Source organism: Posidoniimonas polymericola, from assembly GCF_007859935.1.
Taxonomy (GTDB): Bacteria; Planctomycetota; Planctomycetia; order Pirellulales; family Lacipirellulaceae; genus Posidoniimonas; species Posidoniimonas polymericola.
In genome coordinates, this window is the sequence record NZ_SJPO01000001.1 from 763,342 (window position 1) to 787,768 (window position 24,427).

General features: G+C 67.7%; 19 protein-coding genes. 9 read left to right on the top strand and 10 right to left on the bottom strand.

From position 1 onward, the window contains the following. Nucleotides 1-44 precede the first annotated feature (44 nt). From Pla123a_RS03125 to alaS, 4 genes are all read right to left on the bottom strand, one after another. Nucleotides 45-266: a hypothetical protein gene (locus Pla123a_RS03125; RefSeq protein WP_146584059.1), complete on the bottom strand. Its 222-nt coding sequence runs from the start codon at nucleotides 264-266 to the stop codon at nucleotides 45-47. Next, the gene (locus Pla123a_RS03130; protein WP_146584060.1) at nucleotides 256-744 is read right to left on the bottom strand and encodes a type II toxin-antitoxin system VapC family toxin; all 489 of its coding nucleotides are present in this window, start codon (nucleotides 742-744) and stop codon (nucleotides 256-258) included. Before Pla123a_RS03130 ends, Pla123a_RS03125 begins: the two co-directional genes overlap by 11 nt. Before the next feature lie 215 nt (nucleotides 745-959). Then, on the bottom strand, nucleotides 960-1,325 hold the full coding sequence (locus Pla123a_RS03135) for a hypothetical protein (RefSeq protein WP_146584061.1): 366 nt from the start codon (nucleotides 1,323-1,325) through the stop codon (nucleotides 960-962). Nucleotides 1,326-1,513: 188 nt separating this feature from the next. Continuing rightward, entirely contained in the window at nucleotides 1,514-4,339 is a 2,826-nt protein-coding gene (gene alaS / locus Pla123a_RS03140; protein WP_146584062.1) for an alanine--tRNA ligase, read from the bottom strand. A gap of 234 nt (nucleotides 4,340-4,573) precedes the next feature. On the opposite strand from alaS, the gene Pla123a_RS03145 reads away from it, so the two are divergent. From Pla123a_RS03145 to Pla123a_RS03155, 3 genes are all read left to right on the top strand, one after another. Then, on the top strand, nucleotides 4,574-6,061 hold the full coding sequence (locus tag Pla123a_RS03145) for a PhoPQ-activated pathogenicity-related family protein (RefSeq protein ID WP_197527619.1): 1,488 nt from the start codon (nucleotides 4,574-4,576) through the stop codon (nucleotides 6,059-6,061). Between the two features lie 167 nt (nucleotides 6,062-6,228). Next, nucleotides 6,229-8,412 (top strand): DNA helicase RecQ, encoded by a 2,184-nt coding sequence (gene recQ, locus Pla123a_RS03150; protein ID WP_146584064.1) that lies wholly within the window; start codon nucleotides 6,229-6,231, stop codon nucleotides 8,410-8,412. Between the two features lie 31 nt (nucleotides 8,413-8,443). Further along, complete coding sequence (locus tag Pla123a_RS03155) at nucleotides 8,444-8,836, top strand: DUF7668 domain-containing protein (RefSeq protein ID WP_146584065.1); 393 nt, start codon at nucleotides 8,444-8,446, stop codon at nucleotides 8,834-8,836. A 260-nt stretch (nucleotides 8,837-9,096) separates the two neighbouring features. Here Pla123a_RS03155 and Pla123a_RS24450 read toward each other — a convergent pair whose 3' ends face one another. Together Pla123a_RS24450 and Pla123a_RS03160 are read right to left on the bottom strand one after the other, a co-directional pair. After that, nucleotides 9,097-9,258 (bottom strand): hypothetical protein, encoded by a 162-nt coding sequence (locus Pla123a_RS24450; protein WP_197527620.1) that lies wholly within the window; start codon nucleotides 9,256-9,258, stop codon nucleotides 9,097-9,099. Between the two features lie 3 nt (nucleotides 9,259-9,261). Then, nucleotides 9,262-10,740, bottom strand: a complete 1,479-nt coding sequence (locus Pla123a_RS03160; protein ID WP_197527621.1) for an alpha-L-fucosidase — start codon at nucleotides 10,738-10,740, stop codon at nucleotides 9,262-9,264. A 215-nt stretch (nucleotides 10,741-10,955) separates the two neighbouring features. Here Pla123a_RS03160 and Pla123a_RS03165 point away from each other — a divergent pair, with 215 nt between their 5' ends. After that, entirely contained in the window at nucleotides 10,956-11,990 is a 1,035-nt protein-coding gene (locus Pla123a_RS03165) for a hypothetical protein (RefSeq protein ID WP_146584066.1), read from the top strand. A gap of 268 nt (nucleotides 11,991-12,258) precedes the next feature. Here the strand turns inward: Pla123a_RS03165 and Pla123a_RS03170 are convergent, their stop codons facing one another. Continuing rightward, nucleotides 12,259-12,939: an endonuclease III domain-containing protein gene (locus Pla123a_RS03170; RefSeq protein WP_146584067.1), complete on the bottom strand. Its 681-nt coding sequence runs from the start codon at nucleotides 12,937-12,939 to the stop codon at nucleotides 12,259-12,261. A gap of 193 nt (nucleotides 12,940-13,132) precedes the next feature. Here Pla123a_RS03170 and Pla123a_RS03175 point away from each other — a divergent pair, with 193 nt between their 5' ends. The 5 genes from Pla123a_RS03175 (at nucleotide 13,133) to Pla123a_RS03195 (ending at nucleotide 20,628) form a co-directional block, all read left to right on the top strand. Further along, nucleotides 13,133-14,401, top strand: coding sequence for a 2Fe-2S iron-sulfur cluster-binding protein (locus tag Pla123a_RS03175; protein WP_197527622.1), 1,269 nt, complete (start codon nucleotides 13,133-13,135; stop codon nucleotides 14,399-14,401). 349 nt (nucleotides 14,402-14,750) lie between these two features. Next, complete coding sequence (locus Pla123a_RS03180; protein WP_197527623.1) at nucleotides 14,751-15,731, top strand: multiheme c-type cytochrome; 981 nt, start codon at nucleotides 14,751-14,753, stop codon at nucleotides 15,729-15,731. Nucleotides 15,732-15,849: 118 nt separating this feature from the next. Continuing rightward, nucleotides 15,850-17,586 (top strand): cyclic nucleotide-binding domain-containing protein, encoded by a 1,737-nt coding sequence (locus tag Pla123a_RS03185; RefSeq protein ID WP_231956307.1) that lies wholly within the window; start codon nucleotides 15,850-15,852, stop codon nucleotides 17,584-17,586. A gap of 217 nt (nucleotides 17,587-17,803) precedes the next feature. After that, on the top strand, nucleotides 17,804-18,628 hold the full coding sequence (locus Pla123a_RS03190; protein ID WP_146584070.1) for a hypothetical protein: 825 nt from the start codon (nucleotides 17,804-17,806) through the stop codon (nucleotides 18,626-18,628). After that, nucleotides 18,625-20,628: a cytochrome c3 family protein gene (locus tag Pla123a_RS03195; protein ID WP_146584071.1), complete on the top strand. Its 2,004-nt coding sequence runs from the start codon at nucleotides 18,625-18,627 to the stop codon at nucleotides 20,626-20,628. The genes Pla123a_RS03190 and Pla123a_RS03195 overlap by 4 nt, the downstream gene beginning before the upstream one ends. Before the next feature lie 173 nt (nucleotides 20,629-20,801). Here the strand turns inward: Pla123a_RS03195 and Pla123a_RS03200 are convergent, their stop codons facing one another. The 3 genes from Pla123a_RS03200 to Pla123a_RS03210 all read right to left on the bottom strand — a co-directional run bounded on the left by Pla123a_RS03200 (nucleotide 20,802) and on the right by Pla123a_RS03210 (nucleotide 24,401). Next, nucleotides 20,802-21,110, bottom strand: coding sequence for a hypothetical protein (locus Pla123a_RS03200; RefSeq protein ID WP_146584072.1), 309 nt, complete (start codon nucleotides 21,108-21,110; stop codon nucleotides 20,802-20,804). 174 nt (nucleotides 21,111-21,284) lie between these two features. Further along, nucleotides 21,285-22,628: a hypothetical protein gene (locus Pla123a_RS03205; protein ID WP_146584073.1), complete on the bottom strand. Its 1,344-nt coding sequence runs from the start codon at nucleotides 22,626-22,628 to the stop codon at nucleotides 21,285-21,287. A 33-nt stretch (nucleotides 22,629-22,661) separates the two neighbouring features. Continuing rightward, the gene (locus tag Pla123a_RS03210; RefSeq protein ID WP_197527624.1) at nucleotides 22,662-24,401 is read right to left on the bottom strand and encodes a hypothetical protein; all 1,740 of its coding nucleotides are present in this window, start codon (nucleotides 24,399-24,401) and stop codon (nucleotides 22,662-22,664) included. Nucleotides 24,402-24,427: the final 26 nt, after the last annotated feature.

Genomic DNA, 24,427 nt, shown 5'->3' on the forward strand with positions numbered 1-24,427 from the left:
CCGGCAGGCGGCATTACGCGCAGCGCCGTTCCGGCGATTTTACCTTAGCCCCCGCCGGAAGACGCCTCACTCTGCTGCTTGGTCAAGCTGGGGTCGACTTGCGCAGCAGCAGGAAGGGGCTTCGTCGGTGGTAAGAGGATCTCGCGCCCGGAGGCCTGCTGGCGTTTCTGAAGGTCGGCGACAAGTCCTTTGAGCGTGCCGCCCGACTCCGCCAGCAATTCACTGCGTACTCTGTGTAGTTCGTCAATGATGGGATTACTGGTCATCGTTGTCCTCCCCTCCGAGGAATTCAGCCGGCGTGCAGATCAGCAGTCCCCCATAACCCGCGTCATCGAATAGGCGGTAGATGCGCGGGAGCTCGTGGGCGTTGGCGATATGTCGGCAGTTTAGCGTCAGTAGGTATTTTACTCCGCCCACAGCCGCAGCGGCAACGTGCAGGGCGTCCGCAGCCGCTTTCTCAGGCATGGCGTGCGCTGCAATCAATTGTTCGGCGAGCAACAGGACATTTTCGGAGATGCCGACTAGCGGCAGGCCCTCCAGTAGCCGAAGGCGCTCTGAGGCGGCTTCGGGGTCTCCTCGGCTCGCCTCATCGAGGGTGAGCTGAGAGGTGACAAGCTCAAAGTTATCGCGTTGTGTGCTCCACCAATCGCGGGCCTGTTGCTGTAGGCCAGCGATCGCTACATCGCGGCTCGGTCGCGCTGTAGCGAAGCTTGCGATCGATGTTTCGATGTAGAGCCTATCCATAACTCTACTTTACCATGAGCGAACGCCCGACGTGCTTCGGCTTGCTCAGTGTGCCGGAACGGCGCTGCACTTGTTCCGGCCTACGCAGTCGCTCAGCCAACAAAAAAGCCCCGTCAAACGGGGCTCAAGTCGCTGTTTCGATGGCCTCGACCCCGGCGTGAACGCCGGGGCTAAGGCCGGTGGTCGTTGTTCGCCCGTGGCGTCGGCCGGGGCGGCTAGCCCTGCACGGCCGCGCTGCGGCTGGCGTGGCTGCGGAGCGGCATCGCGAAGTGGGCGCCGGAGAGCGTCTGCTCGCAGTCGCTGTTCGCGCCGCACAGGCGGAGTGAACCCCCCTGGGCGTGCAGCTTGTCGCGGAGCTCGTCGAGCTGCGCGGTCAGCGGCTTGGGCATCTTCTTGAGGTCGTCCAGCTCGACCACCAGCCGGTACGTGAAGTGGCGGGAGCAGATCTCCCACATCTCGTCGACCAGGTGGTCGGTCGCCGCGTCGGATTTGAGGTCGGGCAGGCGGACGAACAACCAGTTGGGGCCACGGTCGATGCGGCAGTGTTGGCCCAGCGTATTGGGCGTGAGAGTAGCGGCCATGAGGTAACGCTCCGTCGTCGTCGAAGGGGAAAAGATGTTCCAGGGGCAGCGCGGGAGGGGACGCGGGGAAGAGGCGTCAGGCGGATGCAGATCGGTCGGCGACCCACTCTCGTGTGGCGCTTATCCTACGCCCGCACCGGTAGCGCGAGCAACCCGAAACAGCGATTCTTAGCGCAACGGATTGCGCGCTAACCACCTAGCATTTCCGCCGCCGTCTGCTTGGCGACCGCGAGCGCCTCGGGCAGCTTGTCGGGCTGCTTGCCGCCGGCCTGCGCCATGTCGGGGCGGCCGCCGCCGCCGCCGCCCACGGCCTTCGCCACCGGGCCGATCCACTTGCCCGCGCTGAAGCCCTTGTCTTGCAGGTCCTTGGTGATGCCAGCAACCAGCGTGACTTTGTCGTCCCCCTGGGTGGATGCTAGCAGGATTGCGGAGGGTTGGGTCTTCTGCCGCACGGCGTCGATCAGCTTGCGCATCATGTCGGGCGTGGCTCCGCGGGTCTCGGCGACGACGACCGTCGCGCCGGCCACGGTCTGGGCCTCCTCGAGCAGCGAGTCGGCCGACAGCGGGCCCGCCTCTTCGCGCTCGGCAAGCTGATTCTCGAGCGACGCGATCTCGGCCTTCACGGCCTCGACCCGGTCGGGGACGTCCAGCAGGCCAACCGACAACAGCCGTGCGGCTTCGCCGAGGGCGATCTTCTTCTGCTCGTGCGTGGTGGCGCCGTGGGAGGTTGACTTGTACTCGGCGGCGCCGCTGTGGCCGCCGCCCGCAATCGCCTTCTTGAGCGACTTCTGCTGCTCAAGCAGCGACCCGACCGCGGTGGCTAGGTCGCCGGCGCTGACGCCGAGCGTGGCGGCGGCGGAGTCGGCCGCCTGCTCAATGTCGGCGACGAAGGACTCGGCCCGCTTGCCGGTCAGGGCCACGATCCGCCGGGTGCCGGCCGATACGCCCTCCTCGCTCAGCACCTCAAACGACGCAACCTGGGCGGTATTGGTAAGGTGGGACCCACCGCACAGCTCGCGGCTGAACGCGTCGGCGGCGATCGGGCCCATCGAGACCATCCGCACCGGGTCGGGGTACTTCTCGCCGAACAGCATCATGGCTCCCTGCCGCCGGGCCTCGGCCAGGGGGAGGGTCTCCCATTCGACCGGCGCGCCTGCCTCGACGTAGGCCTTCACGTCCGTGGCGATGGCGGCCAACTCGTCGGCGCCGACCGGCGAGAGGTTCGTGAAGTCGAACCGCAGCCAGTCCTCGTCGACCTTCGAGCCCTGCTGCTGGGCGTGGCTCCCCAGGTGCTTCTGCAGCGCGTGGTGCAGCAGGTGAGTGGCCGAGTGCGCCCGGGCGATCGCCTCGCGGCGGTCGGCGTCGACCACCGCCTTGACGGTCGCGCCGCCGACCAGCTTGCCGCTTTTGAGGTGGCCGGCGTGGACAAACAGCTGGCCATCCTTCTGGGTGTCGACCACCTCGAACTCGAAGTCCTTGCCGATCAGCTGGCCGGTGTCGCCGACCTGGCCGCCCGACTCGCCGTAGAACGGGGTCTTGTCGAGCACGACCCGCACCAGGTGCTCGTGCCCGACCTCCTCCATGCTGTCGCACAGGTGGTCGTCCGGCGCGACGCCGGCGATGATGCCGGCGACGGTCGCCTCGCACTCGAGGGCGTCGTAGCCGACGAACTCGGTCTTGTGCAGCGCCTGCTTGAGCGAGTCGATCGGCCCCTTAGCGCCCATCACGGTGTGGGTCAGCTTGCCGGAGGCCTCGCCGTGCTCGGCCATCGCGTGCTGGTAGCCGGGCCAGTCAAACGCCAGGTTGTGCTCGGCGGCGAGCGACTCGAACAGCTCCGGCGGCACGCCGTAGGTCTGGTACAGGTCGGCCGCGACGCCGCCGTCGACCTTCAGGCGGTTGTCACGCCGCATCTCGTCGAACACGGCCTCGATGCGGCTGAGGCCGCCGTCGATCGTGCCGAAGAAGTTGGCCTCCTCCTTGGCGATCACGTCGCTGACCCGCTTGGTGGTCTCTTTCAGCTCGGGGTAGGCGTCCTCCATGGCGTCGACCACCGCGGGGACCAGCTTGCACAGGAACGGCTCGCGCATCCCCAGCTGGTGCCCGTCGAGCACCGCGCGGCGCAAGAGCCGCTTCACCACGTACTTCTCCTTCTGCGGGCCGGGGTAGACGTTCTCGTGCACGGCGAACGCGCACGCCCGGACGTGGTCGGTGATGCGGCGGAGGCGGCGGCCCTCCTCGCTGGCGTACTTGTACTTGACGCCGCACACCTCGGCCGCGGCCTGGACGATCGGCATCAGGGTGTCGATGTGGAAGTTGGTCTCGACGTTCTGCAGGGCGGCGGCGGTCCGCTCCAGGCCCATGCCGGTGTCGATGTTCTTGCTGGGCAGCGGGCGGAGATTGTCCGGCGGATCGCCCACGCGGTTGAACTGCGTGAAAACCAGGTTCCAGATCTCCAGCTCCTCGCGGCCGGGCGCGGTGTAGTAGATCTCGCTGCACGGGCCGCAGACGCCGTCGGGGCCCTGGCTGGGGGCGCTGGCGGGCCAGAAGTTCTCGTCCTCGTCCTCGTAGCTGATCCGCGAGGTCGGCAGGCCGATCTCCTCGTGCCAGATGTCGGCCGCTTCCTTGTCGTCCTTGTAGACGGTGACCGTCAGGGTGTCCTCGGGCAGGCCCAGCCACTCTTTGTGGGTCAGGAACTCCCACGCCCAGTGGATCGCCTCGCGCTTGAAGTAGTCGCCGAAGCTGAAGTTGCCGAGCATCTCGAAGAAGGTGTGGTGCCGCGGCGTGCGGCCGACGTTGTCGATGTCGCCGGTCCGCATGCACTTCTGGCAGGTGGTGGCCCGGGTGTAGTCGAGCTTCACCTTGCCGAGAAAGTGGTCCTTGAACTGGTTCATGCCCGCCGGGGTGAACAGCACGCTGGGGTCCCAGGTCGGCACCAGCACGTCCGAGGCGACGCGTGTGTGCCCCTTGGATTCGAAGAATTCGAGGTACTTCTCGCGGAGTTCGTTGGTTTTCATAGCAGCAGCAAAGGGTGCGTTGGCGTTCGCCAGGGCGGGCGCCAAGACGGATGCGAGGACGGATGATAGCAGCGGGCGGGCCGGGCGGGCGTGGCCGGCGGCTCGCAGCCCGCGATGATACCGCATTCATCAGCGTTCTGGCAGGCCGGAGCCGACGCTGGCGACCGCCGGAGGGGTCCGGTATTCTCGTATTTCGAGGCTTCCCCACACCACGGACAGGAACACGGCAAGCAGATGACCCTCCTCACCACTCCAGGAGCGACCGCCCCCCGCAAACGCTCGCGGGCAGGTTGGGCGATTGCTTGCACGGCGGCCGGGCTGCTGTTGGGCGGCCCCGCGTCCCGACCCGCGTCGGCCGAGCCCGCGCTCGCCGACCCGCCCTCCGCCAAGACCGACGCGCCCACCGCGCTCGACCGCTACGTGGCCGAGGAAGACCCCGACTACGGCTGGCGGCTGGTCGGCCGCCACGAACACCCGTTGGGGGTCGAGATCGTGGCGGAACTGACATCCCAGGCGTGGCGGGCCGCCGATGAAGTCGACCGCCCGGTCTGGAAGCACTCGCTGGTGATCGTTGTCCCCGAGGGCGCCGACCCAACAACCGCCATGCTGTTCATCGGCGGCGGCCGCAACGGGGCCGACCCGCCCGGCGGAGCCAACGACCAGGTCCGCGCCGCCGCGCTCACCACCCACAGCGTCGTGGCCGAATTGGGCATGGTCCCCAACCAGCCGCTCGAGATCGGCGCCGACGGCCAAGGACGCTACGAGGACGACCTGCTCGCCCGCTCCTGGAACAAGTACCTGGAGACCCGCGACCCAACCTGGGTCGCCCAGCTGCCGATGGCCAAGTCGGCCGTCCGGGCGATGGACGCCGTGCAGGAGATCCTCAAGCAGGAACAGCCGGAGCTGGCGATCGAGCGGTTCACGGTCGCCGGTGCCTCGAAGCGGGGCTGGACCACCTGGCTGACCGCGGCGGTCGACCCCCGTGTCGTGGCCATCGCGCCGATCGTGATTGACGTGCTCAACGTCGACGAGTCGATGCGGCACCACCACGCCGCCTACGGCGAGTGGTCGCCCGCGCTGCGTGACTACGAGTCGCAGGGCCTGGCCAAGCTGTTCCTCGGCGACCAGGGCGAGCCAATCCTCAAGCTGGTCGACCCGTACGAGTACCGCCAGCGGTACACGATGCCCAAGTGCCTGATCAACGCCACCGGCGACGAGTTCTTCCTGCCCGATTCCTCGCGGTTCTACTTCGACCAGCTGCCGGGCGAGAAGCACCTGTGCTACGTCCCCAACGCGGGGCACTCGCTCAAGGGCTCCAACGCGCTGGACACGCTGATCGCGTTCCACCACAGCGTCGTGCACCAGGTGGAGCGTCCGTCGATTACCTGGCGGCCCGGCAATGGGGGCCAAATGACCTTGGTCTGCTCGACCGAGCCGACGCGGGTCACGCTGTTCCAGGCCGACAACCCCGCCGCCCGCGACTTCCGCAAGCCGGTCATCGGCGACGCCTTCAAGCCGGAGCGGCTCGCGGTCGGCGCCGACCTGCAGGCGACCGCCGATATCACCACGCCGGCCGAGGGCTGGCGGGCGAGCTTCGTGCAGGCCGAATTCGACATCGGCGCCGCCACCCCGTGGCGCGTCACCACGCCCGTGTGGGTCACGCCCGACGTGCTGCCACACGCCGAGGGAAAACTACCCCCTCCCCCTGTGGGGGAGGGTTAGGGTGGGGGCGCCCCGCGGCTCCGGCTGAACGCGCGAGAACTTTATTGAGGAATCTCTAAGCAATCGGCGGGCGAACCGTGTCCCCGCCGCACCCCTACCCCGGCCCTCCCCCAATGGGGGAGGGAGTAAGACTACGCCTGCGAGACACTGCACCAATCCTGACCAACATGCCCGAAGCGACCGCCAACACCGAACAGCTCGCCGAAGCCCTGCTGAGCTACTGGGGCTACGACTCGTTCCGCCCGCTGCAGCAGGAGGCGATGGAGTGCGGCATGAACGGGCGGGACAGCGTGGTGGTGCTGCCGACCGGCGGCGGCAAGTCGCTGTGCTACCAGGCGCCCGCCGCCTGCCGCGACGGCGTGGCCGTGGTGGTGTCGCCGCTGATCTCGCTGATGAAGGACCAGGTCGACGCGCTCACGGCGTGCGGCATCCCCGCCGCGGCGCTCAACAGCACCCTGACCGCCGACGAGCGGCGCGACATCACCCAGCGGCTCCGCGCCGGCGAGATCAAGCTGCTGTACGCCGCGCCCGAACGTTTGTTGCTCGACGGCACGCTCTCGTTCCTGACGCAGCTCAAGGTGTCGTTCGTCGCGATCGACGAGGCCCACTGCATCAGCGCCTGGGGGCACGACTTCCGCCCCGAGTACCGCGGGCTGAAAGTCCTCCGCGAGGCGCTGCCGCACGTCTCGATGCACGCGTACACGGCGACCGCGTCGGAGAAGGTGCGGCAGGACATCGCGTCTCAGCTCGAGCTGCGCGACCCGGCGATGCTGGTCGGCTCGTTCGACCGGCCGAACCTGGTGTACCGCGTCCGCCGCGCGAACCAGAAGCTCAAGCAGATCACCGCCGTGGTCGACCGCCACCGCGGCGAGTCGGGCATCATCTACTGCATCAGCCGCAAGGAGGTCGAGCGGACGGCCGACGCGCTCCGCTCGCTCGGCGTGCAGGCCGCCCCGTACCACGCCGGCCTGTCGGACAAGGAGCGGCACCGCAACCAGGACGACTTCATCGAGGACCGCGTGCAGGTGGTGGTCGCCACGGTGGCCTTCGGCATGGGCATCGACAAGCCGGACGTCCGCTTTGTTGCGCACGCGGGGTTGCCCAAATCAATCGAACACTACCAGCAGGAGAGCGGCCGCGCGGGCCGCGACGGGCTCAAGTCGGAGTGCCTGCTGCTGTTCAGCCCCGGCGACGCCAGCACCTGGCGGCGGATGCTCGCCTCGTCGGACGACCAGCAGGCGTTCACCGCCGCGATGCGGTCGGTCGACCAGATGTGCGACTACGCCAACAGCGTCACGTGCCGGCACAAGTCGCTGGTCGAGTTCTTCGGCCAGGACTACGAGAAGCCGAACTGCGGCGCGTGCGATGTGTGCCTCGCCGAGTTGGAGACCGTCGACGAGCCGCTGGTCCTCGCGCAGAAGATCGTCAGCTGCGTCGCGCGGCTCGAGCAGCGCTTCGGCGGCGACTACACGTCGAAGGTGCTGGCCGGCTCGTCCGAGGCGCGGATCCTCAACGCCGGGCACGACCGCCTCAGCACCTACGGCCTGCTCAAAGAATTCAAGCCGCCGGTGATCCGCGACTGGATCGAGCAGCTCGTCGGCCAGGGCTACCTCCGCAAGGAGGGCGAATTCGACGTGCTCCAGATTAGCGAGACCGGCCTCGGGCTCCTCAAGGGCGACGCCGAGCCGCGGCTGCTGAGTCCCTCGGCGCCCGCCGCGCGGCAGAAGAAGAAGTCGGCCGACGACGACTGGGAAGGGGTCGACCGCCCGCTGTTCGAGAAGCTCCGCACGCTCCGCGGCGAGCAGGCCGCCGAGCGCGGCGTGCCGGCCTACATCGTGTTCGGCGACACCGCGCTAAGAGACATGGCCCGCGTCCGCCCCACCTCGCTCGACGCGTTCTCCAACGTCAAGGGCGTCGGCGCCAAGAAGCTCGAGGACTTCGGCAAGCTGTTCGTCGACGCCATCGCCGACTACTGCCAGGCGAACAACGTCGAGCCCGGCGACCCCGCGCCGACAGTCGCCGCCCGCCTGGCGGCGTCCGACGAAGAGGGCCCCTCGCTCCCCGCCGTGGCCGCCTTCCGCCACTTCCGCGATGGCCTCAGCATCGACGAGACCGCCGCCCAGCTCGCCAAGGCCAAGTCGACCGTGGTCGGCTACCTCAACCAGTACCTCCAGCACGAGCAGGTCACCGACCCCAGCCCGTGGGTCGACCGCGCCGAGGCCCGCCAGATCGAGGACGCCATCGAGCAAGTCGGCGTCGGCCGCCTGAAGCCGATCTACGAGCAGCTCGGCGGTAAGGTCGGGTACGATGAGATCAGGATTGTGGCGACTTGTGTTGGGAACCGGGGGTAGATAGCCGTTAAATTTTGGGTCTCGTATTCTTATGAGTAGTATCGCTAAGCGTCCCGATCTAACGGCAACTCACAAAGAGATTGTTCAGTATGCGCGGGAGTGGGTTTGCTATGCAGCATCGCATGGACTGAACGCCGCCCTTAATCTCCTCGACCGTAGAGACAGTGAACCCCCGTGGAGCGAGGAGTTCGTCGGCACCCTCTCTGAGAATCATTTCGGAGACGGAGCGAAAGGCGTGATCTCTGATCCGAGCGGTCATGGCGACTTGCGCGTAGAAGCTTACGAATTCAATGATGGATCTGGTTTCGCTGTCGACCACGACTTGGCGATGAACGGAAAACGTTCCGACTTTACCGCTCAGTTCGAGTTCATTAAGTCGAATTCCGGCTTCCAGATCTATCTCACGGACATTCACGTGCTATAGCGGCCCCACGGATTGGCAGATCCTTAGAGTGGAGTCGCGAAGCAACGCGCTTGTCCCCCTCCCCGGCAGGGGGAGGGGCTAGGGGAGGGGGCTGAGTTTTCCGTTAGTAAGTGTCTTCCTGTACTATCCCTGTCCGCGGACGCTCGTCAGGAATGCGACATCTAGGTTTGCGACCCGACCCCCTCCCTTAATCCCTCCCCCCGTGGGGGAGGGAGATTGTGCTGCGCGGCATAGGCGGGAATGAGACAGGCGCTACCTGTCTACAGCCACCACTTCGTGATCGCGATGATCGCTGCGATGCCAATCGCAATCAGCACCACGTGGCCGAAGCAGCCCGGGCCTTCGGAAAAATTAAATCGTAAGCCGCTGACTCCGAAGAAGCCGTTGTCCATGTTGCTTGCGAGGAGGAGGATCGGGGGCAAGACTCACTTCTCGACCGTCAGCTTGTAGACAACCGCCAGCTCATTCGGCGCCGCCTCCGGCGCGGTCACGCTAACGCCGTCGTCGGTTTGCTCGAAGGCGATCTTAGCGTCGGAGCCGAGCAACTCGACGCCGGTCACTCTGGACCCGTCGCCGGCGAAGCCCTCGAGCAGCGTCTTCGCCCCGGCGCCGGGCCAGCCGAGCACCAGGGCGTACACAACATCGCCGTGCTGCGTGTAGCGGACGTCCTGGGCGGTGTAGCCCTGGTCGAGGGCGATGCCGCCGAAGTGGCCCTTGCCGGCCGTGGTGGGGCCGTGGCCGTAGGTTGTGAACGGGCGGGTGCTGTAGATCGCCTCGCCGTATTGGCCGAGCCACTCACCTAGTTCGAGCAGCACCTTGCGCTGGTCGTCGGGGATCACGCCGTCGGCTGTGGGCGACACGTTCAACAGCAGCTGGCCGTTCTTGCTGACGATGTCGATCAGGCTGTGCAGCACGACGCGCGTCGGCTTGACCCGCAGGTTGTCCGTGTAGCACCAGCTGCCGAGGCTGATGGTGTCGTCGGTGAGCCAGGTGAAGTCGGTCTGCTTGTCCATGCCCCCCTTCTCGAGGTCCAGCACGCAGACGTCCTGCGGCATGTCTTCTTGCTTGTAGGTGACCAGCACCTGCTGGCCGTGCTCGGCGGCGTGGTTGAAGTAGTAGGCGAGGAACTCCTGCCGCTGCTCTTCGGGGATCTCGTCAAGCCAGCTGTCGAACCAGATCAGGTCGGGGCTGTAGTTGTCGATTACCTCGGTCAGCTTGCCGAGCCACAGGTCGAGGAACTTGTCGCGCGGCATGTAGCCGTACAAGAACGCCCGATCGGGGTCCTCGAGCACGCTGGGGAAGTTCCGCTTGGCGCCGTCGTAGTGGCCGGTCCAGCTGCCCGGGTCGCCGGCCTTCTTCTGCCACAGGTTGTTGCGGGCGTGGTGGAACGTGGCGACCACCTTCATGCCGCGGCTGCGGGCGGCGGCGGCGACCTGGCCCATGATGTCGCGGTGCGGGCCGCGGTCGGCGGCGTTCCAGGGGGTGAGTTCGCTGTCCCACATCGCGAAGCCATCGTGGTGCTCGGCCACCGGGCCGACAAACTTGGCTCCGGCCTGCTCGAACAGCTCGACCCACGCGTCGGCGTCGAAGTGCTCGGCCGTGAAGTCGTCGACAAACTTGTCGTACGGGTAGTCGGTGGGCTCGCCGTACTTGTCCCGGTGGCGCCGGTAGACGTCAGTGTCCGTGAGGTGCATGTTGCGCGGGTACCACTCGTTGCTGTACGCGGGGACGCTGTACACGCCCCAGTGGAAGTAGACGCCGAACTTGGCGTCGCGGAACCACTCGGGCGCCGGGGTGTGCCGCCGCAGCGACTCCCAGGTCGGTTCGTACTTCTCCTCGGCGAGCGACACGCCCGTCGAGCAGGTAAGCAGCAGCGTGAGGGCGATCGATGCTAGCAGTTTCACGGCGGAACTCCGGTGATGATGAGACTTGGCGCCGGCGTCTGGGCCGGGGCGTCCCCCATGATAGCTGGCTTGCCGAGTCCGTGCTTGCACTTCCCCAGCGGTGGGGTGCGCCGCGGCAATCGCCAGCCCGCGGAGAGTTTCGTTGGCTAGCACCGGCAAGGTTTACCGATACCCAACACGCGAGCGTGCAACGCAACTCTCGGAGTCCGGTTCACGTGTTCAAGCAAATCTCAGCCGCCGTGCTGTGCACACTGGCGACCGCTGCGCCTGGCCACGCTCAAGAATTAGAGTCGCCGCTGCGGTTTCCGCTGTCCGCGTACGGGCAGACCGAGTTGGATACGCAGCCCGCGGCCGACGCAGTCGCCTACACGCAGTACGACGAGCGGCTGACGCCGGTCTCTCTGCTGCAGGAGTCGTGCGGCTGCGGCGTCGAATGTGGTGACAGCTGCGCAGGCGGCCGCGACAGCTGCGTCGACTGGGTGCTGCCGCGGTCCAACCTGCCGCTCCCACTGCTGAAAGGGATGGCGGAGAAGTCGGGGACCACGCTGCCGCTGCCGTTGGGCACCAGCTTCATCTGGACGGAGATCGATCGCAACGTCGCGGTGAGCGACGTGCGGCTCGGGCTGGGCAGCAACCCGCTGACTTCGGTCGATCGGGTCGCGGTGCCGGAGACGACCTTCCACGCTTCATCGAAGATCGCGCGGATCGACCTGTGGGTGCTGCCGTGCGTGAACCTGTACGGAATCGTCGGGCACACCCGCACCACGGGCAACGTCGCGGTGACGGTCGACAACTTCCCGCTCCCGTCGTCACCTCAAGCGGTGCTGAACGTGCCGGTTGAGCTCGAGGGCACGACTGCCGGATGGGGGTGCACCTCTGGCATCGGCGGGAAGGACTGGTTTGCGATGCTCGACATCAACAAGACCTGGACCGACTTCTCAAAGCTCGACTCGTCGCTGACGGCGCTGGTGATCACACCGCGGGTAGGGCTGGTCGTCGATCGGCCGCTGTTCAAGGGCGAGGTGCACATCGGCGCCATGTGGCAGGACACCGCCCAGACGGTCGAGCTGACGGTCGACCACCCTTTGCTCGGCAACGGCCTTCACGTGCAGGTCGACCAGTTCGAGCCGAACCCCTGGAACTTCTTGGTCGGCGGCCTCTGGGCCCTCGACGAGCGGCTGCAGGTGATGGTCGAGGGCGGCATGGGCGGCCGCAGCTACGTCGTGTCGGGCGTGACGGTGCGGTACTAGCCGCCTGGAGTGGGCCGCCAGGCCCCATTTTCTTCTAGGCACGCTGCGCTAGCCGCGCGCGTATTCCCCTCCCCTGCAGGGGGAGGGGCTAGGGGAGGGGGCAGAGTTTCCCGTTAGTAAGCGTCTACCTGTGCCATTCCTGTCCGCGGGCGCTCGTTAGGAATGCGACATCGCCGTTTGCAGCCCGACCCCCTCCCTCCGAGTCGCCTCGAATGCGGCCCCCCCCGCGGGGGAGGGAAATTTCGGCGCGCCGCTGCGCGGCATTGCTCTATGGCGTTTCCCGCAGCCCACGCTCCGGCAGCAAGCACTCCAGCGGGCACCCCGCGCACTGCGGCTTCGGTCGGCAGTGGCGTTTGCCGAGTTCGACCAAGAGCGCGTGGTACTCGTTGAACAGCGTCGCGTCGCGGGGCAGGGCGGCCTCGAACTGCTGCTGGAGCTTGGCGTAGCTGTCGCGTTTGTCGGCCCAGCCGTGCCGCTCGAGCGCCCGGCGGGTGTAGGCGTCGATGACGAAACTGGGGTGGCCGGCGGCGTATAGCACGATGCAGTCGGCGGTCTCCGGTCCGACGCCGTGCAGCGCTAGCAGCTCGCGGCGCAGCTGGTCCTGCGGCGTCTTGGCCAGCGACTCGATCTGGCCGCCGTGCTGTTCTACTAGGTAGGCCAGCACTGAGCGCAGCCGCTTCTCCTTGACCCGGAACACGCCGGCCGGGCGGATCAGCTCGCTCAGCTCCCCCGCGGGCAGCGCGAGCAGGTAGTGCGGGTCGAGCCGGCCCTGGCGGTGGATGTTCTCGATCGCGCTGACGACGTTCTCCCAGCGGGTGTTCTGCACCAGCACCGCGCCGACGATCACCTCAAACGGCGTCTCCGCCGGCCACCAGTGCTGCGGCCCGTACGCCGCGCGCAGGCGGTCGTAGATCTCGAGGGCCGGGAACGGTGGTGGTTGCTTCGCCATCGGATGTTCATCTCGCCACAGCCAGGAGCCCCGAGCGTCAGCTCGGGGAGCCGAATGCTAGTACAAACGCTGCTAGCACCACTGCCGCATTGTTATGGACCCGTTGCCCAGCTTGTTGAATAATGCCCCACTTGCCAATGCTATCTTTGGTCGCCGGGCTACCACCGGTGGCCGCGAGGGTATCCGGGGACGCATGGACGCTTCCTTCAATCCGCTGCTGTTTGTCGCTGGGGCAGGCGCGTGCGCGTTGGTCTTGGTCGGCGGCGGCGGAACGGCCCTCTCGCTGCTGCGTCGCCGCACCGGCATCCGCTCCCGGCGTCGGCAGAGCCACGAGGCGTTCCTCGAGCAGGTCGAACGCACCGCCGAACGCGCCCGGGCGAAGCTCAACCGCTCGCTCGCGTGGGAGGGCGCCAGACCGCTACGCGTCGCCGCGGTGGTCGACGAGTGCGACGACGTGAAGTCGTTTTACTTTGCGTCGACCGACGGGCGGCCGCTGCCGCCGTTCCTGCCGGGCCAGTACCTCACGCTCCACGTGCCGTGCGCCGCCGGCGGCAAGCAGGTAGTGCGGTGCTACTCGCTCTCCGACCGACCCCGCGAAGAATACTACCGCTGCACGATCAAACGCCAAGGCCCGCCCGGCGACCAGCCCGAGCTGCCGCCGGGGATCGGCAGCAACTTCCTGCACGACCACGTGCACACCGACGACGTCCTGCCGTGCGAGGCGCCCCGCGGGCCGTTCTACCTCGCCGCTCAGGGGGACGAGCCGGTGGTGCTGATCGGCGGTGGCATTGGGCTGACGCCGATGGTCAGCATGGCGAACACGCTCGCCCAGACCAACCCGACCCGGCGGGTCTACCTGTTCGCCGGCGTCCGCAACCGCGGCGAGTTCCCCTTCCGCGACCACCTGCGGTCGTTGGCCGAATCGCTGCCCGATTTCAAGCTGTTCTCGGTCTTCTCCCGGCCGACCAGCCAGGACGCCGACCACAAGGACTTTGACCACCACGGCCGGATCACGGTCGACTACCTGCGGACGGTGCTCCCGTCTTGCAACTTCCCGTTCTACTTGTGCGGCCCGCCGGCGCTGATGCAGTCGCTCGTGCCGGGGCTGCTGGAGTGGGGCGTGCCCGACGATCAGATCCACTTCGAGGCCTTCGGCCCGGCCAGCGTGCGGCTGCCGAGCGACCGCAACCCGGCCGCCGAGGCGATCGGCGAGCCGGTCCGCTTCGAGCGCCAGGGCAAGGAATTTGTCTGGGAGGCCGGCGATGACTCGCTGCTGGACGTCGCGGTCAAGCACGGCGTGCCGGTCGAGTCGGGCTGCCGCGCCGGCAACTGCGGCCAGTGCGCCCTGAAGGTGCTGGCTGGCAAGGTCGCCACGCTCCGGACTCCGGGCGCCACGCCCCCCGACGGCCACTGCCTGGCCTGCGTCAGCGTGCCCGATGGGCCGCTGGTGGTGGACGCTTAGCAACGAAATGCAACGAATGACGCGAAACGAACGATACAGCTTGCCATCCGCATCGCCCGTAGCCCCCGGCTCTGCCGGGGGATTGCCTGCATTGGGAACAGAAGAACAGGAAATGGGGACTGGCTCGCGACCGTCCTGGCGGCAGATTGTCTTGCCTCCTACCCGACTGGGTCGCGTGCCTGTCCCCTTTTCCTGCGGACCACCTGGGCGATGCGCCGCGACTCACTCACACGAGAAAAGGGGACAGGCACGTCGCCTTCACAATCCAGTGCAGTTCCCACCGTTTCAGGGCGACGAGCCAGTCCCCGTTTTTCGTGACGCCGCCTTATCCCCGCGTTTGGGCCATGCCTTGCTGATCGCGTTCGTGTTGGCCGCTAGCGCGGCCGCGCAGGAGACACCCGACCTGCCCAAGTGCGACCCGGCCAAGGTGCTCGGCGACGAGGCCTGCGCCAAGTGCCACCAGCAGGAGGTCAACCAGTGGCGGCTCACGCCGCACTACCGCACATTCGACATCCTGCACCGCAAGCCGGAGGCCAAGGCGATTGCCGACAAGCTGGGCCTCCGCTCGGTCAAGCGAAACGACACCTGCGTCCGCTGCCACTACACGCAGCAGGAGCAACGCGGCCGCGCGCGGGTGATCGCCGGCGTGAGCTGCGAGTCGTGCCACGGCGCGGCGGCCGACTGGGTCAACCTGCACGCCGACTACGGCGGCCCCAACGTCACCAAGCAGATGGAGTCGGCCGAGCACAAGAAGCAACGCCGCCAGGCGAGCGTTGCGGCCGGCATGAACAACCCGTCGGACATCTACCTGATCGCCCGCCAGTGCCTCGGCTGCCACACCACGCCCGACGAGCAGCTAGTAAACGTCGGCGGCCACAACGCGGGCAGCGCCGGCTTCGAGCTGGTGAGCTGGTCGCAGGGAATCGTGCGGCACAACTTCCAGCGGACCGACGGCCAGTCGAACGCCCCCAGCAGCGTCGAGCAGCTGCGGGTGATGTACCTGGTGGGCGCGATGGCCGACCTCGAGATGAGCCTCCGCGCGGTTGCCAAGGCGACTACGGCCGCCAACTTCGGTCAGCAGGCCGCCGCCCGGGCGGCGCGGGTCAAGCAGCGGCTGTGGGAGGCGCAGCGGCTGCTCGACGACCGGCTGATTGCCAAGGCGCTCGACGCGGTGGCGGAGCTCGAGCTGACGCTCGACAACGCCGACGCCATCCTCAACGCGGCTAACCGGGTCGGCAAGGCGGCGCAGGAGTTCTCCAAGACCGCCGACGGCGCGACGCTCGCCGCGATTGACCCGCTGCTGCCAACCGCCGACAAGTACAAGAACTGATAGCTAATTCATTGCAACGCTTTTTCACCACAGAGGGCACGGAGAGCACGGAGCACGCAGCAGATAAACCAGTGGTTGTTGTCTCAGTCTCCTCCGTGCCCTCTGTGGTTTATTCAATTTGATCACCACCCAAGTCATCACCCGACCCCAACGCTGGGACGAGCCGTTCGACCCGGCGATGGACGACCGCGCCGTCTCGCGGCTGCTCGGCGTGCCGCCGTTCCGGGAGATGGACGAGCAGTCCTTCCCCGACCGGCTGCCGCTGCGGGCGATCTTGGCCAACGACACGCGGATCGTCAACTACAAGCCGGGCGACCTCATCATCCGCGAGGGTGAGTACGGCGCCAGCGCCTACCTGATGCTGCACGGCTCGGCCCGCATCGCGCTGGACGCGCTCGAGGAGGTGGCCGACAAGGAGCCGGTCAAGAAGCGGGGCCGCCTGACGCGGGCCGTCGCGCGGCTGTGGAACGCGCCGCTCGCCCGCGAGGTCCGACGCCGCCCCCGCGGGCAGCGGAATGCCCCGCGGCTGGGCCGACGCGGCGCCGGCGACCACCCGACGTTCTTCCTGCAGGACATCCCGCGGGTGATCCAAGACTGCTACACGCGTCCGCTGCAGCCGGGCGAGGTGTTCGGCGAGGTCGGCGCCCTGACCCGCAGCCCGCGCACGGCGTCGGTCTTCGCGGAGTCGGACTGCATCGTGCTCGAGATCCGCTGGCAGGGCCTCCGCGACCTGATGCGGTACGCCCCGCAGATGAAGCAGCACGTTGAGAAGCTGTACCGAGAGAACAGCCTCCGCGTACACCTGCTCGAGACCCCGCTCCTCGCCCACCTGTCCGACGAGCAGCTTGCCGCGGTGGCCGACGCCACCCGGTTCGAGACCCACGGCTCGTTCGACTGGCACTCGGACCTGCTGGGCGACAAGCCCGAGGACCTGTTCGCCCGCGTTGAACGCGAGCCGCTGGTCGCCGAGGAGGGCGCGCTGCCCGAGGGGCTGTTGCTGCTCCGCTCCGGCTTCGGCCGCGTCAGCCAACGTCGCGGCGACGGGCACCAGACCGTTTCGTACATCGGCAAGGGCGCCGCGTTCTGCGCGGCGGCGCTCGCCCACGGCTACCGCACCGGCGAGACGCCGCCGCTGCGGCTTTCGCTCCGCGCGGTGGGGTACCTCGACGTGCTCTTGATCCCGCTGTCGGTCTGGAACGAGGTGATCGCCCCCTCGCTGCCGCCGGAGGAGATGCAGGCGCTGCTCGACAACTACTGCGGCCAGCAGTGCGCCGCCGAGACCAGCCTGCCCGCCCGCACGCTCGACTTCCTGGTCGACCGGCGGCTGGTGAACGGCGAGCAGACGATGGTCATCGATCTCGACCGCTGCACCCGTTGCGACGACTGCGTCCGCGCGTGCGCCGCGACGCACGACGGCAACCCCCGCTTCGTGCGGCAGGGGCCGATCCACGACCACTTCCAGTACGCCAACGCCTGCATGCACTGCGTCGACCCGGTCTGCATGATCGGCTGCCCGACCGGCGCCATCCACCGCGACTCGGCGAGCGGCGTTGTGCGGATCAACGACCCGACCTGCATCGGCTGCTCGACCTGCGCCAACAGCTGCCCCTACCACAACATCCGCATGGTCGAGGCCCGCTCGCCGGCGGGCGACATCCTGGCCGACGACGCCGGGCTGCCGATCATCAAGGCGACCAAGTGCGACCTCTGCAGCGACCAACCCACCGGCCCCGCCTGCCAGCACGCCTGCCCCCACGACGCGCTCGCCCGGCTGAGCATCGCCGACAGCCAGCCGCTCGCCCAGTTCCTGAACCTCGACGTGCTGCCGAGTGAACGCCCGGGAGGCCCGGTGTGACCCACTTGAAACGTCTGCCAACAAGAATCCCCCTCCCCGGCAGGGGGAGGGGCTAGGGGAGGGGGTTTGTCATCCGTTAGTTCGAACCCAACCTCTCCCCTCAAGACCTTTTTCTGCGCAGTACAGGAGCACCGACTCTACCGGACACCCAACCCCCTCCCTTGATCCCTCCCCCTGCCGGGGAGGGAGATTAACGTACTCGCCCTTCCTACCTCCCATGAACAAGTTCGCACGCCGCCGATACCGCTGCAGCGCCGCCGCGCTGGCGCTGGTCGCTGCGCTGTGGGCGTGGCTGCGGTGGGTCGACGGGTCGCTCGGCGCGACTGCCTATCAGAGCGGCTACGTGCTGTACGGACTGATCGTCTTCCTGGCGGCGTACAACGCCCGCAAGAAGCTGCCCGGCCTGCCGCTGGGGAGCAGCCGCGCGTGGCTTCAGCTGCACCTGTACGTCGGCGTGGCGACTGTCGCGCTGCTAGGCATGCACATCAGCTGGCGGCTGCCCAACGGCTACTTCGAAACCGCGTTGGCGGGCGTGTTCGCGGCGACCGTGCTCAGCGGCGTGTGGGGGCTGTACCTCACCCGCACGATCCCTCGGCAGCTCGCCCGCACGTCGGAGCAGATTGTGTTCGAGCGGATCCCCCGTCTGCGGAACGACTTGCTGCGTCGGTCGCGGGCGGCGGTGCTGGCCGGCGTCTCGCAGACCGGCTCGACGACGCTCGCCGAGTTCTACTCGACGCGGGTCGACAACTACCTGGCGGCGCCGCGCGGCGTCGGCTACTTCTTGCGTCCCTCGAGCGGCGTGCGGCGGCGTGTGATGGCCGAGCTGACCGACCTCCGCCGCTTCCTTACCCAGGCCGAGGAAGTCGCCGGCGAGACCCTGTTCGCCATCATCCGCAAGAAGGACGACCTCGACTTCCACCAGGCGCGGCAGGGGCTGCTCAAGGGGTGGCTCTTCCTGCACATCGCGCTCACCTACACGCTGCTCACGCTCGCCACGCTGCACGGCGTCGTGGCGCTCGCCATGCGGGGGGGCCACGCGTGAGACGCCTGTTCCACGACTTTGCCGAGGGCGAATACGACCGCCCCAACCAACGCTACATCTGCGGCCAGGCCGACGAGGCCTGCGCGTGCCCCTTCGGCCCCACCCCCAAGGGCGCCTGCCCCGAGCTGGCCGAGTGCCAGCCCGTTAAGCAGGGCGACCGCTGGCGCTGCAACCGGCCCGCTACCCGCGGCGGTCCCTGCGACACCGACGACGGACACGGCGGAGCCGACGCCGGCCCCACGCCCGATGGGCAGTGCTGCCGCGTCAACAAGTGCTCGCCCCGACCCAGCCTGCGGGTGTTCCGCGGGCGGCTGGCGTGGGGCTCGGCGCTCTTGGTCGCCGGCGCGTTGGCGATGCTGATCGCGTCGCCGCTGAAGACCGAGGTCCTCGCGCCCGGCCCGCTCACGCAGCCGCACGCACAGCTGCTCGCCCGCGGCGACTGGCAGGGCCGCTGCGCCGCCTGCCACGTCGATCAGGACCGGCCGATGCTGCTGCTGGCGGTCGGCAACCTGACCGGGATGCACGCCGCCAGCGGAGGGACGGACGCCACCCAGTCCGACCTCTGCATGAACTGCCACCAGCAGCAGCTCGCCAAGAATTCGGCGCTGCTCGCCCACGGCCTACCCGCCGGCGTGCTCGAGCACGCAGGCGATGACCCGATCGCGTGCTCGACCTGCCACCGCGAGCACCACGGCGCGATGTTCGACCTCACCGCGATCTCTAGCGTCCGCTGCCAGTCGTGCCACCAGCAGCAGCATGACAGCTTCGCCGGCAGCCACCCCGACTTCGGCGCCTGGCCGTACCAGCGCCGCACCCGTGTGGCGTTCGACCACGTGTCGCACATGAAGAAGCACCACGTAGAACAGAAGCAGGCGTTCGACTGCCGCGCGTGCCACCTCGAGTCACAAGGCAGCCGCAGCCTGGTGATGGCCAACTACGAGGCCGCCTGCGGCTCTTGCCATGATAAGGGGATCGCCGCCAGCAGCGGCGCCGGCCTGGCCATCATCGGCCTGCCGCTCTTGGACCTTGATGCGATGGAGGACCACGGAGTCCCTATCGACGACTGGCCCCAGCAGGCGACCGGCGACTTCGACGGCGAGCTCCCCGCACCGCTGAAGCTCTTGTTGGCCGACGAGCCGGCCCTCGTGGCACTGCTCGACAAGTACGGCGCCGGCTTCAGCTTCTTCGACATCGACCCCGACTCGGCCGACGACGTCCGCCACGCCGCCGCCCTGGTCGCCGCCATTCGCCAACTGATCGCCGACGCCGAGTCCGAGGGGCAGCAGGCGTGGGCCGACCGCCTCGCGAAGGTCGCTGGGCACCCCCTTACTGACGCCCAGCAGAAGACCCTGCTGGCCGGGCTGCCGGTCGACCTGGTCGCCCGGGCGGGACGCGGGTGGTTCAGCGGTGAAGAGGACGAAGATGCAAGAACACCAAGCGAGCAGGCCGCCAAGCTGCCGGCCGGCGGCTGGTTTGTCAGCGACGTCGCGCTCACCCTCGGCTACAAGCCGCAGGGCCACGCCGACCCGTTGTTGACTGGCTGGATCGAGCTGATTGTGTCGTTGGGCGACCAGCATCACCTGGTCCGCGAGGCGGCGCTCGCCGAGCTCGCGCGGCCCGAGTCGCCCGGCCAGTGCCTCACCTGCCACAGCGTCGAGCAGACGCCGGGCGTCAATGGCAAGGGGGGCGGGCTGATGGTCAACTGGCTGCCGTACGACGCCACCCGCCAGCCGCGCGGCTTCACGAAGTTCAACCACGGCCCGCACATCACCGTCAGCGAGCTGGCCGACTGCACCGCCTGCCACCAGCTCGACGCGTCGGCCGAGACCTCCGCCGCGTACGTGTCGACGAACCCCCGCGACTTCGTCAGCCACTTCCTGCCGATGACCAAGGCCGACTGCGCCGCGTGCCACCAACCCCACGCCGCCGGCGACAACTGCGCCCAGTGCCACAACTACCACGTGGACCCGCTGGCCGCGGAGCTGACGCGCACGAAGTAGCACGGCTCACCGAGCCGTGAAACGAACCCCGGTCAGCCATTCACGCCGGGCGTCGCCCCGCCAAACACCTCGTAGCCCCCGGCTCCGCCGGGGGACCGTCCTGCGAAATGACTCAACCGGCGTGCAATCCCCCGGCAGAGCCGGGGGCTACTAGTCGCACGGCGTGTCGACGCCTACTCGTCGTCGGCGTCGTCAGAGATCCGGTTAGTGTTCTCCTCAAGCTGCTTCATGAGGTCTTCGTCGTAGACTGGAGCCGGCGGTGGTGGCGGCTCCCAGTAGAGGGCGTCCAGGCTGAGGTCGCCCCGGTTGTCGGCGCCCCAGTAGATGATCCCTTCGGTCGGCTCGGGCGGCTTACCCCCGTCATCAACGCCGTCGGCCCAGATGCTGTAGACCTGGTAGCCTTCGTCGGTGCGGCGGTATCGAAGCGCCGCGCTGTCGTCTGCAAACGGGTCGGTCGGAACGGCGTCGAGAATTTCCGGCACAAGTGTGTCAAGTTTCTCGGGCAGTCTGCCATGCTGTCGCTGGTACATTTCGACAGCGTACTCGAGTCGTAGCAGCCGCAAGGTGGCAAGGTGACGGTAGCAGGCCAAGCGGAATGGCTCGCTTGCCCAGCTAGGGCTTCCGAACGTCGAGAGAATCTCGCAGAGGTGGCCATCCTAACCCATCGCCCGCTGGGACCACACCTTGTCTCGCAGCATGATCTGGTCGATGGCGTCGACACGAAGTTCGGCGGCCTCAAGACGTTCAACAATGTCGCCGAGCCGCTCGCGTGGGGCCGAGTGCTTCAGCTCTCGGAGCGGTTCAACACCCATGCCGCTGCACGCAATTCCGATCAGGGTGTCTACCATTAGTCCACCTCGCGTCAAACTGCAGCCGTAGTCAAGGACGGTGAGGTAGTCGTCGACCGCATCCGATAGTCTGCCTTGCTTCTCGTGGAGCCTTCCGCTAGCAGCGAACCCTCGGCTAAGAGTTCGGAGTCCGCCGAAGTCGGGTACGTCAAGGTCTTCCATAGTGTAGGTAAGGCGGCGGAAGACGTCCTTGGTGACTCCTGATCGCACGAGTTCCAAAGCTTGATCGACCTCGGCGACGACCGCCTGCAACTGGGGTGTCGTCGCTGTGTCGACATCAAACGCCCAGGTATCTACCGTTGGAGAGGCGGGCAGGGCGCTGGCCGCCTGCAGGTAGTCTTCGAAACCGTTCGGATCTGGCAAAGTGCATTCGGGAATCGGTGTGCGGTGGGTTAGCCTGGCCAGCATGTAGAGCAGCGGGGCGACGGTAAGCAATGCTAAAGCCACGCCAGTGCCAAGTCGCAGCCGGCTCGACGACCTGTAAGTGCCGGGTGTGCCCAGGAAGCAGAGCTTCGTTAGGACGGCCACCGCAACCGCAACGCCGATCGACACGACCAGCCACTCGAGGTGAACGTCGAAGCTGTTGGTGGAGACCAGCAACGCGTCGAGGATCTTTTGTTCGCCATCGTAGGTCCATTCGAGCGTCTCGCGAACTTCCGGCAGGGTCTGTTCGAAGAACGCCAGCGGCACGGCGACGATCACCGTGCCTAGCAGCGCCAGGCTCCATCGTTGGAGACCTCCCCGCGATGCCCACAACGCCAGGAGTGTCGTTAGGCCAAACGCGAAGCCCACCATCGCGGGGCTGAGCAGGTCGAGAAAGACAAATTCTTCCTGCGCAGCGAAGGCTGCGAGTACCCAAGCCAGCGGGACCACGGCCAACAGCGCGTCCCGCAGCGCGAACCGCGATCCGCCTCTATCCGCTCGATCCCGTCGCCGCCACCGCCACGCCTGGACGCCGAGCGCGACCACCAGCCCCTGCAGCACGAAGGCGACGAACATCTCGTACGCCGGGATCAGCAGCGGCAGCGAGGCGACCGCCAGGAAGGCCATCGTCCGCACGAACCAGTGCCGCGTTGAGGTCGCCGCCCAGGCAGCAATCAGGCCGACCGACGTGAGCGTCGTGAACAACAGCAGGGCAGGAGCGAAGACCATGCGGGCGATTGTATCCGATCGGGCGTGCCAGGCTTACTCGCCCTCTTCGAGCTGCCCGTACATCGCGTCGAGGCTCAGGTCGCCGGCGATGTCCGCGTTCCAGGAGACCTCGCCGTTTGCCTCGCGGGGTGGGGCGCCGTGGTCGTCGCCGCCGTCGGTCCAAACGCAGTACAGCCGATAGCCCTCGCCGCTGCGGGCGTACCGCAGCGGCGCGTCGTCTGCCGCGTACGGGTCCGTGGGGACCGCCGCAAGAATGGCCGGCGTGAGTTGCTGCAGGTTGTCGGGCCAGGCGCTGTGCCGGTGGTGGTAGAGTCGCAGGGCGTACTCGACCTGCAGCAGCCGTAGCGACGCAAGGAACTGGCGGTAGGACGCCCGTGAAGAGAGGAATGCGGGACGCGTCAGGCTGTCGCTGACGCCGAGGATTTCGCCCAGGTGGCCGGTCCAACCCCCTAGGCGTTGCATGAACCTTCCTTCCTTCAGCGCGATGCTGCGGAAGTCTTCGGCCCGTTGGTCGGCCGCGGCGATCTCGGCGATCACGCCCGGGTAGGCGCTCGGCGGCGTCGACTCGCGGATTTCGTACAGCCCTTCGGCTCCCTGACCACCGCACGCCGCGGCGACCATGGCGTCGACCATCAGCCCTCCGCGGCTCAGGCAGGCGCCGTACTGCGCGAGCAACGCGTACGCCCTCGCGGCTTCGGCGGGCGAGCCGTCGGACTCCAGCGAACTGGCGTAGGAGTCGAGCGAACGGGCCACCGCCTTGTAGTCGCCAACCTTGCTGAGGTGAGCTTCGAACGCAGCCATCGATGGCTCTGCGGAGTGGGCCCGCTGCAGCCGAATGTCATTCTCGAGTCCCATTTTCACGAGTTCGGCGACCTGTTCTTGCCTCGCAATCATCGCCTCAATCTCTGCTGGCGAGGCGAGGCCCGCCTCGGTGTTGTCGTCGCTCGGCACGTCGAGCGGCGTCAGCAAGAGCAGCCGGGCCTGATCGAAGTGCACAATGCCGTTGTGAAGCGGGATCTCTTCCCGCGGCAGCGGCGCCGGGTGGTCGAGCAGGTAGAGCGTCATCAGGGGCGCCGCGACGATCAGGACCGCAAGCGCTCCGTACGCGATCGCACCGCAGCGGCGCTTCGACCCTTCGCCCTGGTGCAGTCGCAGCCCCCAGGCAACGCAGGCGGCGACAGACGCCAACGCCGTCAGCGCAACCAACCAGAGTGGGTCCGATGGGGTCTCAACTCGTTCCCAGCGGAGCAGCGCCTCGGTTGGCTGCGCAATCTGGTAGCCGAGCGAGGCGAGCAGCTGTGCCCAGGAGGGCGCGAGCAGCACGGCGGCGACAACGGCAATCGCGGCTAGGGCCATCCGCACCCAGCGGTTCCACGGGACCGCGGCAACCAGCCACAGGGCGACCACAAAGAGGAGGCCGCTAACGGCGCCCGCCAGCAACATGCCGCCCCACCGATCCGGGCCGAGCGCCGGCATCCGCGCCAACACGGTGCAAACCGCGGCAACCGGGATCACCGCCAGCAACAGGTCACGCATGGCGAACTGCGACCCGCGCCGCTGGCCCGCGGCACGCCGCCGCACCCACCGCCACACCCCTACGCCGGCGACAACCGTGCCGCCCGCGGCGGCGATCGCGATAGTGAGCTCGTACGCCGGGATCACGAGCGGCAGCGCGGCGACTCCCAGCAGCACCAGCGTCCGCGTCAACCAGTGACGCGGCGACGTCGCGGCCCAGGCGGCGATCAGGCCGACCGTCGCAATCGTGGTGAGCAAGAGTAGGGTCGAGGCTAGGACCATCG